Below are 17,978 nucleotides of genomic sequence, written 5' to 3'. Positions count from 1 at the left end.
TCACTTCATAAGACAACCGCCTTACTGTAAGCAGCACACCCCGCATCTTTTGACGCATGAATGTTATAGTGCTATACTCATTTCATTAAGATACTGAAATAAAATACTTATCCAAAAGGAAGGAGCAGACACCAGATGAAGCTGCAGTTATATCCATGGCAGGAAGAGTGCCTGCAAGCATGGTTCAGCCATCAAGGCCGGGGAATCGTAAACGTGGTGACCGGAGCGGGAAAAACCGTCATGGCCCTGTCCGGCATGGAGCGGCTCAGCCATACTTCCCCTCTCCCCCTCCGCGTAAAGATCATAGTACCCCAGACCTTCCTCACCTCCCAGTGGAGCAAGGCCATGCAGAAGCTTGCCGGCATTCCCAGAAGGGATATCGGTTTTTATTATGGTACCCATAAAGACTCTCCCAACCGTCCTTACATGATCTATGTGGTCAATTCTGCCCGTTACTCCCTGTCCCGCCACATCCTGCAGGATATACACAATGGATATGCTGTCCTGCTGATCGCCGATGAATGCCATCATTATGCCAGCCCGGAAAACCGGCGGATTTTTGAATTTCTCCCTCACCTCGGAAAAGAGAAAAAGAACTTCTATTCCCTGGGTCTGTCTGCCACGCCGCAGACAATGGACTACGAAAGCTGCCTGGTTCCTTCCCTTGGTCCCGAAATATACAGATATACCTTCGAGGATGCTGCTGCCCAAAAAAACATCCGCCCATTTGCCTGCTTTCATATTTCCCTTCGCTTTACGCCGGAAGAGAGCAGCGAATATGAAGAATTAAGCGACCGTTTAAACCTTTCTGTCCAGAGACTTCTGGATCATTCTCCATGCCTGAAAAAACTGGAGGGATCACAGTTTTTCCACGCCCTGAAACGACTGTCCCACGCTTCCCGCTGTCCGGAACCAGCGCGTATGGCGCAGTCTGTGCTGTCTCTGCTCTATCAGCGGAAGTCCATTATCTATAATGCCACCTCCAGGATCCAGTGTGCACTCCGTCTGGTCGAGGAAGCTGCACCAGATTCCAGGATCCTCATATTCGGCGAACGGATTGCCCAGGCAGACCTGCTGTATACAGAGCTGGATCAAAAATACCCCGGCCAGGCCGACCGCTACCACTCCCAAATGGACCCAGAGACAGCAAAAGCCGCGCTGGATCGTTACCGCATCGGTGAAACCCGTATCCTTGTCACCTGCAGGGCCCTGGATGAAGGCTTTGATATCCCTTCTGCCAATATAGGGATCGTCCTTTCTTCCTCCTCGGCAGAACGCCAGCGCATCCAGCGCCTTGGGCGTATCCTGCGCAATACCGAAGGCAGCTCCATTGCAGGACTTTACTATCTCTACGTCCAACATTCCAGCGAACGGCCTGATTACATGGAAAGATCACAGCTGGGCAGCGCTGTATCCTTTTTTCTTTCCTATGACTCCGCATCCGGCCAGTTCTGCCACCCTGTCTATGAAGAACTCACATGTCTGGTCCTGGAAAGCCTGAAAAAACAAGGAAAGCCACAGACGGTCGTAAATGAATGCCGCCGATGCCTTTCCCTTGGTATGCTGCGCCCTGACTGGCTGATGGATGTGCAGGATATTACGTCCAGAATAAACGCCGCAGAGTCGGTCAGAGACCAGAATTATTGGATTTGCATGAAATTAATCGCATTGCAGAAATACCATTCTATAAATTTTAGCAAATCACCGCGCAACAACAGTAGCGCAAATCAGGATTAAATGTTATACTGGAAACGAAATTCACAGAAATACGGATAACCTCCTGACACAGACTTTAACAATACCTGACACCCGGTTCCCATACAGTCACGGACAAACTCCCTATTTCACATATCAGGAGGAATCACATGGCAGACAAATTAATTGTAAAGAACCTGGAAAAAGAGTACGACGGAGAAAAAATCTTAAAATCCCTTTCCTTTGCAGTAAAGGAAGGCGAATTTCTCAGCGTACTGGGTCCCAGCGGCTGCGGAAAAACCACGCTGTTAAGAATACTGATCGGACTGGAATCCCAGACAGCCGGCGAAATACTTTTAGATGGAAAAGACATCAGCAGGCTCCCTGCCGCTGAAAGGGGCATGGGCATCATCTTCCAAAATTATGCGCTTTTCCCAAACATGACCGTATTGGAAAATGTAGAATATGCCCTTAAGATCAGGCCGGAAACAAAAGCAGACGCCACACAGCGGGCCAAAAGTACTCTGGAAATGATAGGCATGAGCGACCAGTTAAAGAAAAGACCCCACCACCTCTCCGGAGGCCAGCAGCAAAGAGTGGCGATTGCCCGGACCCTGGCCTTAAACCCATCCATTGTTTTACTGGACGAACCCATCAGTGCACTGGACGTTGAAAATAAAGAGATCATGAAGCGGGAACTGAAGGACATACAGAAAAAATTCCATTCTACCATGATATACATAACCCATGACCAGCAGGAAGCCTTTTTTCTGTCTGACAGGATCATGGTAATGAGCAGCGGAACCATTGAACAGCTGGACACCCCTCTGGAAATATACAATAATCCTGCAAATGAATACATTCAAAATTTTGTAGTGAGCCATTTGAATATTCTGCGGTGGCGGAGCCACCAAATCTCCTGGAATAGAGCCACAGGATCCGTTGTCGAGAGCCAGCCGTCCAATGACGGGAGCCATGACCTTTGTCGTGGCTCCCAGTAGAATGATTTAGTTTTTGATCGCCCTTTTCCTTTGCCGCATAGAAACATCCCCGTCAATCTGCATGGTATAGGCAGATGGTATAATACGGTCAAGGATGGAATCGGCAAGGGCACTGCCTCCCAATCTTTCATGCCAGCCTTCCGGCATGAACTGGGAACAGAAGATGGTGGAGGCCTGGCCACAGCGGTATTCCATCAGTTCCAACAGATCCCTTTGCTCCTGATCGGAGGCAGGGATCAAAAGGAATTCATCAAGAATCACAAGTGGAAGCTTTTGAAGCTGCTTCATCACTTGATGATATTTTCCCTGTATCCTCGCCGCTTCCAGTTCACTGAACAGTTCCACCAGACGGATATATCTGGTCTTATATCCGGATTGGCAGGCGTTGACTCCCAGTGCATTAGCAATAAAGCTTTTGCCGGAACCTGTAGCCCCGATCAGAATGACATTCAGCCCTTGGCGAATGTAGTCATTATCAGCCAGGCTTTCCAGAAGATCACGGTTCAGGTGCCGGTCCGGCAGATAATCAATGTTTCCAAGAAATGCAGATGAGTCAGAGAGCTTCGCGTTCTTGATCAATCTTTTGATATTGTTATTATGCCGGGAATCATATTCCGCATCAACCAACAGCATGAGACGTTCATGGAAGGAGATGGAGCCGTATTCAGCTTCCTGGTCGATCTGTTTTTCATAAGCTTCCGCGAAGGCAGGCAGCCTCATAGACTTTAACTTTTTTAACGTATCATTTTTCAGTAAACGCCAAATAGTAAGTACCTTTTCAAATTCATCATATGTGAGATAATAGACTCATCACTATAAAGTCAAAAAAGTTTAGTACTCAACTTTTTTGACCAGACTACAGGAGGTGAGTTATGAAATCTCATGCAAGTTTAGTTGCACAGCAAACTCGTTTGCGTGAATGGGCCGAACTGGTCAAAGATTGCCAAAATCGTCCACAGGGTATGAAAATCGATGAATGGTGCCAGCTGCACGACATTACGAAAGCGAGTTATTACTGGAGACTCCGAAAAGTTCGGGAAGCTTTTCTGGCAGCTGCTGACAACACACCAGATTTTATAGAAGTTCCTTCTTCTGCAATCCAGTCAGAAAATATAGCACCGAATCATAAAACCGTTGCTATGATCAGAGGTAGAAACCACCTCACATTGGAAATCACAGACCAGGTATCTGCTTCCTTTCTTCATACACTTTTGGGAGTGATGATGGATGCTCAATGATGGTACAGGATTCAAAAAAGTATACATAGCCACTGGTTTTACGGATCTTCGCAGAGGAATTGATGGTCTTGCCAGAATCATACGTTTCCAGTTTCATCTCGATCCTTATGATAAACATACATTATTCTTGTTTTGTGGCAAGCGTACTGACCGGATAAAAGGACTCCTCTGGGAAGGCGATGGGTTCCTCCTTCTGTACAAGAGGATTGAAAACGGTAACTTTCGATGGCCGCGCACAAAAGACGAAGCGCTGGAGATTACCGCAGACCAGTATCAAATGTTGATGCAGGGCTTGGAAATCATTGCCAGGAGTCCGATTGAAGAAGTTCCGGAGCCGGTGTTTTCCATGTGATTGTGCAAAACAGCGAAAATAAAATCATTTTTATTCATGTCGATTTATTCTGTGCAATATAAAATTTAAAGTTATTCACATTCTAAAAGTTTCTTGTGAGTTTTTATATTTACAGGACTCAAAAACTTTTCGGATTGTGGATAACAGTCATAAATATCTGGATTTTCAGCGTTTCTTTTCAGGTATTCATGACTGTTATCCACCGTCAAAATGACGAAGGTGACAGAAATTAAAAATGGCGAAAATCTGCCGTTTCTGCTATAATACCACTCAGGAAAGTGAGGTTCGGTTATGGCAGTTAAGTATACGGAAGAACAATGAAATACAGTTGATAAGTCGTTTCTTATCCATCTGCTTTTACAACAGCAGGAACAGTTGGAAGCCTTAACAAAGGAACTTCATGCATCGAATGAAAAAATGCAGCTTCTGATGGAACAGGTAATCCTTGGTAAACAAAATCGTTTTGGCAGACCTTCTGAAAAGATGGATGATACCAATCAGATCAGTTTTCGCGAAGTGGATGGAAGCATCGTATTTTTTAACGAAGCCGAAGCTGTATCTGATCTTAGTGTATCAGAACCGGAAGATCTGGAACTCAGATCTCCAAAGCAGTCAAAACGCAAAGGAAAGAAAGAAGCGGATCTTTCCGGACTTCCGATCAGGCGGATCGACCACTATCTGTCCGAGACCGAATTGGAAGAAGAATTCGGTGAGAAGGGCTGGAAACAATTACCGGATGCGATCTCCAGAAAATATCATTTCGTGCCGGCAAAGGTGGAAGTGGAAGAACATCACATTGGTGTATATGCCAGCAAAACAGATGAACATATGGTCAAAGCAGACCATCCAAAGTCTCTGCTGCATGGAAATCTGGTATCCCCATCTTTGGCAGCTGCGATCATCAACGGTAAGTATGTGAATGCAGTACCACTCTATCGGTTAGAACAGGAATTCCGGCGCTATGGTCTTCAGATCACAAGGCAGCATATGGCAAACTGGTGCATCCGTCTCGGAGAAGAATATTTGTCGGTTCTTTATGATCATCTTCATGAAGAATTGTATTCCTATCATGTGATACAGGCAGATGAAACACCGGTGCTTGTAAACCATGATGGACGGAAAGCAGGTTCCAAAAGCTGGATGTGGGTATATCGTTCCGGACATCTATATCACAACCGCCAGATTGTCTTATATGAATATCAACAGACGAGAAATGCATCTCATCCACGGGAATTCCTGAAAGGGTATGATGGCATCTGTGTGACAGATGGATATCAGGTCTACCATACTTTAGAAAAGGAGTTGGAAGAACTGACGATTGCCGGCTGCTGGGTTCATTGCCGCCGCAGATTTGATGAAGCTTTGAAACTGATCAACAAATCGCATCAAAAGGAATCCGGGGCGTTTCTGCTGATGAAACAGATCCAGGCAATCTACCGGGAAGAAGGGAAGTTGAATTCCCTTTCTTCTGATGAACGGCTTAAGCAGCGGCAAGCGGTTATAAAACCACTTGTGGATGCGTTTTTTGCGTACCTGAAAAACATAAAGGTATCCAGAAAGGATAAATTTGGAGATGCCGTCGGTTATGCTCTGAACCAGGAAAAATATCTTCGGGTATTTCTCACAGATGGAGATGTTCCAATAGATAATAATGCATCCGAAAGGGCAATCCGGGGCTTTTGTATCGGGAAGAAAAATTGGCAGATGATAGATACAATTAATGGAGCCAAGGCTTCCGCAATCATTTATAGTATCGTAGAAACAGCAAAAGCCAACAATCTGAAGCCCTTTGATTATGTACAGTATCTCTTAGAAGAGATTCCACAACACATGGATGACACCGATTGTTCATTCATAGAAGAGCTTCTTCCATGGTCAGAAAAACTTCCAGCAGAAATCCGTAAAGCTTAAATATAGGTGGCTGTAAAGCAGCCGGCTAAAAATGTCAAGGTACTTACTATTTTGCGTTTACATTTTTCATTGCTGCCACCTCCGTAATAAGAAGCCCCACGGACCAGGGCATAGCTTTCGTCATGAATAGTCTCAGAGGATTGGCTTGATGGGCCAACAGTCCTGTCATTTCCGGAGTAAACGCAAAATAGTAAGTACCTTGACATTTGGCGTTTACGAATGACAGAGCGGCTTATAGATTTCGTTACAATACTTGCTCATGAAACCAGTTGTGAAGCAAGTGCTCGTATTATGCAGGCCATGAATGTTAAGATTAGTGGTGACACGGTGATCCGTATGCTTTTGAAAAGATACCAGACGCAATCCCATATACCATGTGGAAGCCATGTTGGTGTGGATGATTTTGCTTTTAAAAAACGGCATACTTATGGAACGATTATTGTTGATGAAAATTCCCATATTCCTGTTGCTGTTCTGGAAGGACGGGATGGATCTGCCCTAAAAGCATGGCTGACTCAGAATAAGCAGGTAACAACAGTGACTCGTGACCGTGCATCTGCATATGCAAAGGCAGTGGAAGAAATTTTGCCGGATTGTATGCAGATTGCAGACCGATTCCACTTGCATCAGAATCTTCTTGAAGCAGTAAAGAATGTAATAAATTCAACAGTGCCAGTGGACATAAAAATTCCCAAAGATGCTGCTTCATCTTATGCAGAAGCAGCAGTTTCGGAGTCTCTCGTGGAGAGTGGTAAAAAAAATGCCTGATGCTGTGGATAATTCAATAGAATATAATCCTAAAAGTGTACAACTATATAACAGCATTCGAGAATACGCCGCTGCCGGATACAGCAAAAGAGAAATCGCTAAAATTTTGCATTGTGGCCGTAATACAGTCACCAAGTATCTTAATGGCGACTATGAATCCCTATGCAAAAGAGATTATATGAATATTCTTGTGCGGTGAAATCGCACTTCCGGAAATCTGGAAATCAGATGTCCGGAAAGTGGAAATCATCTTATGCGAGATTACTCGCGTAATGTTTTGTCCAGTCCATATACCTCTCGCATGGAGATGTCATGAGCTGTATCGATGCTTGTGATGTTGATTCGGTAGCTGTCATGAGCAATGCGATCAATGATTGCATCAGCAAGTGGACTTGCATCGCCACCAAGCTGGTCATACCATTCTTCGAAGCCATACTGAGAACAGAAAATCGTGGATGATTTCTTACGCCTCCGATGGAGCAATTCGAAGATATCCCTTTGTTCTGTATCTGTTGGCTTGAGTAAAAGCCATTCGTCCAGAATCAGAACGACGGGGTTAGCATATTTTGCCATGACTTTTTTATAATTACCATCCGTCCGTGCTATTTCCAGATCTATGAGCAGATCCGGAAGGCGGATATATCTGGTGTTATAATACTGCTTACAGGCCTCCATGCCAAAGGCACAGGCCATGTAGGTTTTACCACAGCCTGTAGCTCCGGTAATAAATAGATTCCGGTGTTCAGATATATATTCGCAAGTGGCAAGTCTGTGAATCATTTCCTTGTTCAGCTTGCGCCCGGAAGTGTAGTTGATATCCATAATATTTGCTTCCGGCTGATCGAATCCGGCATTCTTAATCAATCTTCTGAGACGATTGCTTTTGCGGCTGCTGTATTCGATATCTATCAGCATTCCGAATTGATCCTCGAAAGAAATCTCCTTAAATTTTGGATCATCCAGCTGGCTGCGGAATGCGTCTGCCATTGCAGTCAGGCGCATTTCAATTAGTTTATCTATTGTACTCTGATTAGTCATATGCGTTTACCTCCGATAGTAGTCGGCACCTCTTGTGATGCCGTGTGCTTTCTGTGTGTTCTTGGATTCAGATGCTTCTGATTCTTGTTTAACAGAACCTATTACAAGGATGTTTTTAATACTCTTGTAACTTGGCGATGCTGTATAGGATAATGCCTTTTTACAGGCAGTTTCAAGCAATGCATCTGAGTATTTCTCAGCAAGCTTTAGAAGCCCCATGCAGCTCCGATAGGTCTGTTGTTCCACACCTTTGGAGGTTAATATCGCATTAACTGCAGTGTACGTATTTATACCAATCCGCTCAGCCCACTTACGAAAGCGGTCACCGTTCCACTCCAGATATTTCTGGTGGTCTTCTGGCATATGCTCTGTAATTGTGCTGTATTGCCCAGAGCGCCCTTTCAGACGCCGATGGGAAGCAATGCGGTTATGGTTGTAGAAAATTTCAATAGTGGTATCTGTTACCTTCACATCAACTTTCTTTTTGATGTATTCATACGGAACGGAGTATAGCATTCCGTCTACAGATATGTGATAATTGAACTGGACGGTGGCTGTTTTCCAGTCACTCAGTTCAAAACGGGTAGCAGGTAATGGTGCCAGCAATGGTTTTTCTTCCCCAAGAAATAAGCTTCGCCGACTACCCTCTTTCTTCTGAAAGAGCCTTTGGTTGAACAGTTCTAGCTTATCTCTGATTGCCCGGTTTAATTCGGCAAGGGAGAAGAACTGTTCATCCCGAAGTGCTGCTGTGATCCAGGTAGATATGTTTCCTACCGTTCCCTCAGCATTCGGCTTGTCCTTGGGTGCCCTGACACGCGCCGGAATAATAGCGGTGCCATAGTGTTCGGCCATTTCCTGATAGGTTTCATTGATCTGCTGGTCTTTAAATCCACCATTGTGAACAACTGCTGTTTTACAGTTATCCGGTACGAGGATTCTGGCGACACCGCCAAAATATTCGTACATATGGACATGAGCATTAATCCATGATTTCTGCTTCATATCCAGAAATGCTTCCACATATGCATACTGACTGTAGGTCATTACGCCAACAAATATGTAAGCTTTGATAATTTCGCCGGTATCCGGGTCGATGACTGTTGCAGAAGCTCCTGCCCAGTCTACTTCAACCTGTTCGCCGGGTTTGCGGTTGATATGCATGGTAGCACGCCGTTTCTGCTCATCTTGCTGGATGTGATAGCAGAACTGGGAATACATGAGCGGTTCCTCACCGTTGGCACGGCAGTCCTCCATGTATTCTGTCCACAGAAGCTTTTTGCTGACTCCGTTGCGGAGCAGTTCCTTGTGGATGTAAGCGTAGTCAGGTATACGCTTGTTAGGTGATACCTTGTTCTCCTTGGAGAACATGAGCCTTTGAAGCTCTGTGTCAGTCATTGCATCATCAAGCGGCCATGAAAGATTTAATTCTTTGGCACGTTTCTGAACCTTGACGACAGTTTTCTGTGCGACACCACAGCTAGCCATGATATCGCGTTGTGAGAATCCTAGGCCGGTAAGGCGAATGATTTCTCTGTACTTGGTCATAAGTGTGACCTCCTTATAATGAATTTACACCAACAGGTGCATGACCTCATTATAAGGTTTTTATAGATAAAGCGATTTCCTTTTTAACGGAAATGCGATTTCCATCTAAACGGATTGGTGATTTCCATACACCGGACAGGTGATGGATTTCACCCCGGATTATTCAATTATAGGAGCGGTATGGATCAATTTTATGGTGATATCGTAAAAGAACTGAACGCAGGTGTGAGCAGAAAAGATGTCTATTGTCATCTGCTCAAAAAAGGTTATAAGGGTAAGCATTCGGCTGCTTATGATTATATGAATAAAATCATAAAGCGAGAGCATATTGATGTAGCTGTTTATAAAAGTTCTTCTGCAGAGGTTATTCAAAAACGGAAGAAACTGCAACAATATGACCATATTTCACGAGCAGGCATTTTTCGTTTTCTTTGGATGAACGCTGACTTGAGCAAGGCACATTGCATTTATATTATGGAGCATTATCCTAAAATCCGTCAGTTAGATATATGTATCCGAGAATTTCGAAATATATACGATCAAAAAAATATGGTGCTGCTTTATTTATTCATTGAAAAGTATAAACTATCAGAAATACAGGAATTATCCCGCTTTGCAGCTGGGCTTGAAAAAGATATTGAAGCAGTCGAAAATTCAGTTGCAAGCCCTCTATCTAATGGATTTGTTGAAGGGACAAATAACAAATTAAAAATGGTAAAGCGTACAATGTATGGACGATGCAGCCGTCAGTTATTAGAAGCAAAACTTATGTATCGCCCTAATGTATAAATACCAAAATATGCGGAAGAACCCTCAAGCCACGGAATACTCAATCTGGAAAGTAAGCGCCAAATATTCCTGCGGATTTTCTATTTTCCTGGTTTCCTCTATAATTGTAGATGAAAGATATTTAGACTATTTCACTACAATTACGGAGGATAGGTTATGACAACTACTCGCAAAGCCCGTGTTCCGATGGCGGAACAGATCCGGCTTATCAATGAATGCCGCCAAAGCGGCATGACAGATGCTGACTGGTGTCGTGAAAACGATATCGCAGTAAGCACTTTTTATAACTGGGTCAGCCGCTGCAGAAAAGCAGCAGCGGATCAGATCCCGGCACCGAATTATGGTCATTGTGGGATCGCGCATTCAAAACAGGATGTGGTTCCCATTGACATTGTTTCGGATCACCTTCCAGAACAGCATATAGCATCGCAGATGCACCAAACGAACCTTGACAATTCACATACGATTGAAGTGTCCATGAATAATGTAACAATCCGCATCAGCAATGATGCCGATCCTGCCCTGCTCACCAGGACACTCCGCCTGATCCGGGAGACCTCATGTTAGGTGATATCTCCGGCCTCGAAAAAATCTACATTGTCTGCGGCTATACCGATATGCGCAAATCGATCGATGGTCTCTGTGCCATTATCGAAGACCAGCTTAAGATGGATCCGACATCCAGTGCGCTCTTCCTGTTCTGTGGAAGAAGACGGGACAGGATCAAAGCTCTGTTCCATGAACCGGATGGTTTTGTCCTGGTCTATAAACGGTTGTCTATCCGGGGCGGGTATCAATGGCCAAGGAAGCAGTCGGAAGTCCGGAATCTTTCCTGGAGGGAGTTCGACTGGCTAATGTCAGGAATTGATATCGACCAGCCAAAAGCACTCAAAGCAGAGTAAAAAAGCATCTGGATCCTGGTAAAAATCCTGCACAGAAAAATGTCAGGTTTCCTTATAAATTCAGCGTTTTTCAGTACTTGTTTTCCTTTAGGAATGGCTGTGTTTCTGGTATAATAAAGGTGTTAAATTCAAGGAGAAAACGATGGCTTCCAGTGCAAAAGACATCCAGCTGCGAGAGCTGAAGGATACCATAACACAACTGAAAACAATGATCTCTGAGCAGACGGAATTGATCAGATCTCTCCGTCTTGTTATTGATGAAAAAACCAGCCATGAAAAAGCCCTTCAGGAACAGGTGGACTATCTTACCAAAAAGCTTTTCGGTTCTTCCAGCGAAAGAAGGACCGATGACATTCCGGGACAACAGCACCTTTTTGATGAAGCGGAAGTGGAACAAGATCTTTCCCTGTTGGAAGAAGAGACTGTGATCCGGGAGCATACCCGCAAGAAGAAATCAACCCATGAGGATCTTTTTAAAGGCCTGAAGGTTGAAAAAGTAGTCATTCCTCTTCCGGAAGAAGATCAGGTCTGCCCGGTCTGTGGTACGCAGATGGTTCTGATCGGTGAAGAGTATGTCCGCCGTGAGCTGGAATTCATTCCGGCAACATGTAAAGTGATCGAATACTACAGCCAGAGTTATGGATGTCCGTGCTGTAAGGAAGGATTGGGAGACACAGAAAAACCTGTGATCGTAAAGTCTCAGGTTCCGCAGGCCCTGGTAGGAAAAGGCCCAGCGACCGCATCCACCGTTGCATGGACGATGTATCAGAAATACGCCAATGGACTTCCCCTTTACCGTCAGGAGAAAGACTGGAGACAGTATGGTGCCCAGTTCAGCAGGACGACACTGGCCAACTGGATTATCTATTGCTCCAGGAATTACTTTCAGCCAATGTATGATTACTTCCACAGGGAACTGCTGAAGCGCAGTTTTGCAATGGCAGATGAGACTAGAGTCCAGGTATTGAAGGAAGAAGATCGCCGGGCACAGACGCAATCCTTCATGTGGCTGTTCCGCAGCGGCGAAGATGGTCTTTCCGCCATTATCTTATATGGCTATTCTCCAACCAGGAGTGGCAGCTATGCAAAGGAGTTTCTGGAAGGCTATCACGGATATCTGGAAACGGATGGTTACCAGGGCTACAACAGCCTGCCGGATATCAAACGATGTTCCTGTTGGGCACACATCCGCCGGTACTTTATCGACGCCGTTCCCAAAGGGAAACAGTATGATTACAGCCAGCCAGCAGTACAGGGAGTCCAGTACTGTAACCGCCTGTTTGCCATAGAAGATTCCATTAACAAAAAATATCCCGGTGATTATGAAAAACGTAAGCAGCTGCGTCTCGAGAAGGAAAAACCTGTTCTGGAGGCTTTCTGGTCGTGGATTGAGCAGCAAAAGCCAGTCCGAAATACCCGCATGGATAAAGCGGTGAATTATGTCCTTAACCGGCGGGAAACAGCGGAGACCTATCTGGAGGATGGTCGCTGTAGTTTCACAAACAATCTCAGCGAGAACGCGATCCGTCCGTTTGCAGTTGGCCGTAAAAACTGGCTGTTCAGTGATTCTGTAGAAGGAGCCAATGCCAGTGCTGTAGTCTATACAATGGTTGAAATGGCAAAGGCACACGCCCTGAACATTTACGAATATCTGAAATTTCTACTGGATCATCGTCCAACGAAGGAGATGACTGATGCTCAGCTCGCAGAGCTTGCACCCTGGAGTGAAAAACTCCAATCTATCAAAAATCGCATGTGAATTATAGTGAATTACTCCAACTCGCAAAGGGCTGGGGTAATTTTATATCTGACCGCATTATTATTTGGCGGTTACTCTGGAAAGGGCAGGTTAAACTGAAAATAGACAACCGCCTCCAAAAAGAGGATGATTGTCTACAGTCTGATGCAAGGGGCTTTCCCCCTTGCATTCTATTTTCTCGTCACAATCATCAACTCAATCACGTCTGAAGAGATCCCGTGTATATACTTTCTCTTTTACATCGTCCAGACAACTATCATATCTGTTTGCAATAATTGCATTTGCAATCCGCTTGAATTGATTAAGGTCATTCACTATTTTACTTCCAAAAAATGTGGTGCCATCTTCCAATGTTGGCTCATATACAATAACCGTAGCACCTTTGGCTTTGATTCGTTTCATTACACCCTGAATGGAACTCTGTCTAAAATTATCTGAATTAGATTTCATTGTAAGGCGATAAACACCAATTACTACCTCATGTTCTTTAGTAGAATCATATATGTTTTCATCTTCATATGAATAATACCCAGCCATCTGAAGAACACGATCTGCTATAAAGTCTTTTCTTGTCCGATTACTCTCTACTATGGCAGACATCATGTTCTGTGGAACATCCTCATAATTAGCAAGTAGCTGTTTCGTGTCTTTTGGCAGACAATATCCACCATATCCAAAACTTGGATTGTTATAATGATTTCCAATTCGAGGATCAAGGCATACACCATCAATAATCTGCTGTGTATTCAGTCCTTTCATCTCTGCATATGTATCTAATTCATTAAAATAGGAGACACGTAAAGCCAAATATGTATTGGCAAACAATTTAACTGCTTCCGCTTCTGTAAATCCCATAACTAATGTATCAATGTCTTCTTTAATTGCACCTTCCTGTAAAAGGTTCGCAAATAAATTTGCAACCTTCACAAGACGTTCATTTTCCAAATCTGTACCAACAATAATACGACTTGGATAAAGGTTGTCATACAACGCTTTTGATTCCCGGAGAAATTCCGGACTGAAAATAATATTATCACAATGATATTTTTCACGAACTGAAGCTGTAAATCCTACCGGAATTGTTGATTTAATAACCATAATTGCATCCGGGTTATATTCAATAACCAACTTAATTACTGCTTCTACTGCTGATGTATCAAAGAAATTCTTCTTACTATCATAATTCGTTGGTGCCGCAATAACTACAAAATCTGCATCCTTATAAGCTGCTTCTATATCTAAAGTCGCCGTTAAATTTAACTCTTTTTCTTTTAAATATTTTTCAATATACTCATCCTGGATTGGACTTATTCTTTTGTTGATCTTCTCAACTTTTTCTGGAACAATATCCACTGCCATTACTTCATGATTTTGAGATAAAAGTGTAGCAATAGACAATCCCACATACCCAGTTCCTGCAACTGCAATTTTCATTATTATTTCCTCGTTTATTTACTATTATTTTCTTTGGTTTGTAACCTATTTAAATAATACATATTAACCTGATTAACTGAAATTTGTGCGTCATGATAATATCCATCATTCAACACATACAATACATTATTAACAATTGTTATCCCTTCAATAGCATATGAATCCTTTAAAATATACAGTGGTTCAACTTTGCTCGTTTTTAAATCCACTGTGTAAATGTAACTATCTCCATGATAATCTGCACCCGCTGAAAAATATATCAATTCATTTTCTTCATCTAAGAACAACTGATCTTGTCCATTTATATGTGCTTTTATTGTTTTTTTTACCGTCCCATCATATGAGCAATTATATAAATAATCCTTTGTCAAAATCCAAAGTGTACCACTTCTAGTATCATTTGCAATACCAGACGGTTCTTTAATATCAAAATTCCCTATTTCATTTCCATCTCCATCTATATGACGAACTTTATTTTCTCCATAAGAACATAACCAAATAGTTCCGTCTGTTGACTTAGTAACTCCTTGTATATCACTCATATCATTATAATTCAAATAACAAGGTATACTTCTTTTGATAGCTGAAAAGTCTTTTTCGATTATTTCGATAGTGGCCTGAAATTTATCATCATCTGGTTTGTATTTACCTCCATTTCCTATTAAAAAGCAATTTTCCTCCTCGTCCCAAAAAAGTCCTGTACATGTGAATCCCACATTGTTTTTTTCCTTATCGGGTAATTTTAGTATTTTATTTGCATATATTTTGTCACATTTTCCCAGTTCAATTTTTGCCTTAATATGTGATAAAATTATACATCCTAATACCAAAATAGCAACGCAAGAAAGCAACACAAACACTAAACTTTTTTTCTTTTTCATAGTTTCTTTCCTTTTCTCAATTCCGGCATCCATTTTTTTCTTGTTACTATCAAAAATACGAGCATAACTACTGCTAACAAATATCTAACACCTATATTTCTATATACAGCTACCATAGATAATGCAATAATACTTGTAACCACAAGTATTATCATTTGCAATTTTGTATTAAAATAATTATTCATTTGAATCTCATTAGCAGCGCACTCTTTTCTTGCCAATATAGAATACAATATCATAACCGTAATATAACTCGCTAACGAAGTATATCCACCGGCAACATATCCAAATAATGGAATAAAAATAGCATTTAAAATTATATTGCTAATAGCAGCAAATACTGATGCAAATAAAATATATTTAGTTTTCTTGTAATAAAACAGTACATTTACATATTGTTGATATATATACATTACAATAACACTAATTGCTAATGGGGGCATAACCCATATTGCTTGTAAATATTTTTCCCCCCCCAATACTAAAATTAATTCTGGAGCCATTACAATCTCTGCGACAGCACAAAAAGATACTATAACTGTTCCCACTGTTATCAATCTACTTTTATCTTTTGACGAATCTTTTATCTTCAATTCTTTAAATAACCATGCTTGTAAAGATAAATTTAATGCCCCGCTTATAACAAAAATAACCATAGCTGCACTATATGATACACTATATAAGGCAGCATCTTCATATCCATCAATTTTTTGTATCATTAAACGATCCGAATGATTTAACAATATCATTGATAAATAATATGGCATTAATGGCAAATTATATCTCAATGCATCTATTGCAAAGTCTTTTTTCCATAAGGTAAAACTCCCTTTGTAATTGGATATAAAAAATGGAATTGCAACACCTAATTGAATTATTGTCCTTGTAGCTACTACATAAAATATAGGATTATCTAAATCAAGAAAAACTGTTAATGCACCAATAATTGGTCCAATAAGACCATATACTATTATCGCAAATAACATTTTTTTGTACTGATTATCAACCCTTTGTCTTGATGACCATAGCCCGAAGCTTATAGTCCCTATAAAAGAACATATCATCATTATACTTAATGAGGTACTTATCCCTGTAACACTATTAACTATTTTGTGATACATTAAATATACTAGCATCCAAATCATAATCAGTATAATACTTAATGATTGCATAGTAGCTGTATATGTTGTTCTATTTTCATCGTCTCTTACTAATCCAGCAACATAACCATTACTATATATTCTTAATGTGATGACAATTTCAAATATTTCTAGCCAAGACATAAAAACGCTATATATTCCAAATTCCTCTGTAGACAAGTAATGCGTCAGTATTATCATGACCATCCAAGGAGCAATTTTTTGAATTATATTTCCTACTGCATACCAAGTAGCAGCTTTGATTTCTACTGACACATCTCTATATTTTTTTACAATTTTTTTAAGAATAAATCTCATATTACCTAACTCTCTATTCCTATCCTATCTACATCTATTGACTGATACAATTCACTATTTCCAAAAAAGAAAATTGCTATAAAAATAGTTGATAAATAATGAATCCATATACTTGATCCTGTCATCCCAATGCCAACATAGCACAAAAGTAGAAAATAAATAAATTTTCTACACCTTACAGGTGCGATATATTTTAATGTTCTACTGCGAATTAATGTAATCCCAATAACAATAATAGTTCCCCATATTCCAAAAAATGTTAATAATTGCAAAATTACATTATGTGCATAATAGTATTCTCCCGAAGTAATGTATAACGGAATTCCAAATCCTCCAGGTAAACCCATTCTTCCTTTTACATACTCTATACATGCAGAATAAATGTAATCCCTATTAGTCAAATAAATTTCATTACTCTTTATTTGATTTATTAATAGAGTTACGCTTCGAGACTGCATTCCATATTGTTCCAATTTTTGACTTATCCAATATAAAATCTCAATCAAGTTGTTAAACAAAATATAAGCAGCTATCACTAACCCCACAATAATTATTAGCTTTTTCCATAGTTTAATTCTTCCTGAATATACATATGCAAATAAAATCATGCACGCTGATATTGCTGCTGACATACGACCACCTAAAACAGCAGTCACAAGAATATTGAAAGCAACATTAACATATAACCATTTCTTTTTTTCAATTCCCTGAAGTACCATATATGAACCAATAAATACATTTGGTACGCATATACTTGTAAATATCGAATAGTGCACTAATCCTTGTTTAAACAATATAATCGCAACTAAAACCAATGGTAAATTTAGTCTAGAAAACCTCCACCATTTCTCAATAAAAATGTTCAGATTGAATAAGTTATTTGAAACGCATAAGCATGGCACTATTATACCAACCAACGCTTGTATGCCTTCTATGAATACATAGTATTGATAAGGAACTACCATATAATTAACCAATATCATAGCAAAAAAGATAAATAAAAATGCAAACACCCGCTTATTAATACTCATTGTAGTTCCTATCGCTACTATTGCAAGTGTCATGTATATAATGTATTGATATAACGATGATATTTTAAAAGTATTTTCCAAAATATTCGCAAAGTATGGAACATAAATATATATTACTAAAATATTTGCAAGTACCGTACTTTTCAGTATTAGATTTCTTTGTACATTTCTCATACC

18 protein-coding genes are annotated in these 17,978 nt (G+C 41.1%); 11 read left to right on the top strand and 7 right to left on the bottom strand.

The features are described 5' to 3' along the window. Positions 1-135: 135 nt before the first annotated feature. Positions 136-1,737 (top strand): DEAD/DEAH box helicase, encoded by a 1,602-nt coding sequence (locus BLCOC_RS02495; protein WP_115624275.1) that lies wholly within the window; start codon positions 136-138, stop codon positions 1,735-1,737. Positions 1,738-1,865: 128 nt separating this feature from the next. Continuing rightward, the gene (locus BLCOC_RS02490) at positions 1,866-2,696 is read left to right on the top strand and encodes an ABC transporter ATP-binding protein (RefSeq protein ID WP_242999021.1); all 831 of its coding nucleotides are present in this window, start codon (positions 1,866-1,868) and stop codon (positions 2,694-2,696) included. 6 nt (positions 2,697-2,702) lie between these two features. Here BLCOC_RS02490 and istB (BLCOC_RS02485) read toward each other — a convergent pair whose 3' ends face one another. After that, positions 2,703-3,416 (bottom strand): IS21-like element helper ATPase IstB, encoded by a 714-nt coding sequence (gene istB / locus BLCOC_RS02485; protein ID WP_242999020.1) that lies wholly within the window; start codon positions 3,414-3,416, stop codon positions 2,703-2,705. 152 nt (positions 3,417-3,568) lie between these two features. Between istB (BLCOC_RS02485) and BLCOC_RS02480 the strand changes: the two genes are divergently transcribed. The 5 genes from BLCOC_RS02480 (at position 3,569) to BLCOC_RS27710 (ending at position 7,164) form a co-directional block, all read left to right on the top strand. Beyond that, positions 3,569-3,934 (top strand): hypothetical protein, encoded by a 366-nt coding sequence (locus BLCOC_RS02480; protein WP_018598448.1) that lies wholly within the window; start codon positions 3,569-3,571, stop codon positions 3,932-3,934. Then, positions 3,924-4,286, top strand: a complete 363-nt coding sequence (gene tnpB, locus BLCOC_RS02475; RefSeq protein WP_018598447.1) for an IS66 family insertion sequence element accessory protein TnpB — start codon at positions 3,924-3,926, stop codon at positions 4,284-4,286. The genes BLCOC_RS02480 and tnpB (BLCOC_RS02475) overlap by 11 nt, the downstream gene beginning before the upstream one ends. Positions 4,287-4,631: 345 nt before the next feature. Next, positions 4,632-6,197: an IS66 family transposase gene (gene tnpC, locus BLCOC_RS02470; protein WP_227225656.1), complete on the top strand. Its 1,566-nt coding sequence runs from the start codon at positions 4,632-4,634 to the stop codon at positions 6,195-6,197. A gap of 219 nt (positions 6,198-6,416) precedes the next feature. After that, a complete protein-coding gene (locus BLCOC_RS02465; protein ID WP_115624273.1) occupies positions 6,417-6,965 on the top strand; it encodes a transposase in 549 nt (182 codons plus the stop codon). Further along, positions 6,895-7,164: a helix-turn-helix domain-containing protein gene (locus BLCOC_RS27710; RefSeq protein ID WP_115624272.1), complete on the top strand. Its 270-nt coding sequence runs from the start codon at positions 6,895-6,897 to the stop codon at positions 7,162-7,164. Before BLCOC_RS02465 ends, BLCOC_RS27710 begins: the two co-directional genes overlap by 71 nt. 62 nt (positions 7,165-7,226) lie before the next feature. Here the strand turns inward: BLCOC_RS27710 and istB (BLCOC_RS02460) are convergent, their stop codons facing one another. Together istB (BLCOC_RS02460) and istA are read right to left on the bottom strand one after the other, a co-directional pair. Further along, on the bottom strand, positions 7,227-8,003 hold the full coding sequence (gene istB, locus BLCOC_RS02460) for an IS21-like element helper ATPase IstB (protein WP_018598445.1): 777 nt from the start codon (positions 8,001-8,003) through the stop codon (positions 7,227-7,229). Positions 8,004-8,009: 6 nt separating this feature from the next. Next, positions 8,010-9,548 carry an IS21 family transposase gene (gene istA / locus BLCOC_RS02455; protein ID WP_115623603.1) on the bottom strand — a complete coding sequence of 513 codons (1,539 nt, stop codon included), beginning with the start codon at positions 9,546-9,548 and terminating at the stop codon, positions 8,010-8,012. Between the two features lie 180 nt (positions 9,549-9,728). On the opposite strand from istA, the gene BLCOC_RS02450 reads away from it, so the two are divergent. The 4 genes from BLCOC_RS02450 to tnpC (BLCOC_RS02435) all read left to right on the top strand — a co-directional run bounded on the left by BLCOC_RS02450 (position 9,729) and on the right by tnpC (BLCOC_RS02435) (position 12,998). Continuing rightward, positions 9,729-10,337, top strand: coding sequence for a transposase (locus tag BLCOC_RS02450; protein WP_115624271.1), 609 nt, complete (start codon positions 9,729-9,731; stop codon positions 10,335-10,337). Positions 10,338-10,493: 156 nt separating this feature from the next. Then, entirely contained in the window at positions 10,494-10,904 is a 411-nt protein-coding gene (tnpA, locus tag BLCOC_RS02445; protein ID WP_227225493.1) for an IS66 family insertion sequence element accessory protein TnpA, read from the top strand. After that, positions 10,898-11,239 (top strand): IS66 family insertion sequence element accessory protein TnpB, encoded by a 342-nt coding sequence (gene tnpB / locus BLCOC_RS02440; RefSeq protein ID WP_115622597.1) that lies wholly within the window; start codon positions 10,898-10,900, stop codon positions 11,237-11,239. Before tnpA ends, tnpB (BLCOC_RS02440) begins: the two co-directional genes overlap by 7 nt. Positions 11,240-11,381: 142 nt before the next feature. Then, positions 11,382-12,998, top strand: coding sequence for an IS66 family transposase (gene tnpC, locus BLCOC_RS02435; RefSeq protein ID WP_115622596.1), 1,617 nt, complete (start codon positions 11,382-11,384; stop codon positions 12,996-12,998). Between the two features lie 195 nt (positions 12,999-13,193). On the opposite strand, the gene BLCOC_RS02430 is transcribed toward tnpC (BLCOC_RS02435), so the two are convergent. The 4 genes from BLCOC_RS02430 to BLCOC_RS02415 are packed head-to-tail and all read right to left on the bottom strand — an operon-like array spanning position 13,194 to position 17,975. After that, on the bottom strand, positions 13,194-14,432 hold the full coding sequence (locus BLCOC_RS02430; RefSeq protein ID WP_115624270.1) for a nucleotide sugar dehydrogenase: 1,239 nt from the start codon (positions 14,430-14,432) through the stop codon (positions 13,194-13,196). 14 nt (positions 14,433-14,446) lie between these two features. Next, complete coding sequence (locus BLCOC_RS02425; protein ID WP_115624269.1) at positions 14,447-15,313, bottom strand: hypothetical protein; 867 nt, start codon at positions 15,311-15,313, stop codon at positions 14,447-14,449. Then, positions 15,310-16,770: a lipopolysaccharide biosynthesis protein gene (locus BLCOC_RS02420; RefSeq protein ID WP_115624268.1), complete on the bottom strand. Its 1,461-nt coding sequence runs from the start codon at positions 16,768-16,770 to the stop codon at positions 15,310-15,312. The genes BLCOC_RS02425 and BLCOC_RS02420 overlap by 4 nt, the downstream gene beginning before the upstream one ends. A 5-nt stretch (positions 16,771-16,775) precedes the next feature. Next, a complete protein-coding gene (locus BLCOC_RS02415; RefSeq protein WP_115624267.1) occupies positions 16,776-17,975 on the bottom strand; it encodes a hypothetical protein in 1,200 nt (399 codons plus the stop codon). Positions 17,976-17,978 lie beyond the last annotated feature (3 nt).

The organism is Blautia coccoides, assembly GCF_034355335.1.
Classification (GTDB): domain Bacteria; phylum Bacillota; class Clostridia; order Lachnospirales; family Lachnospiraceae; genus Blautia; species Blautia producta.
Note: the sequence above shows the minus strand (reverse complement) of the source record. Positions and strands in the feature narration are given on the sequence as shown.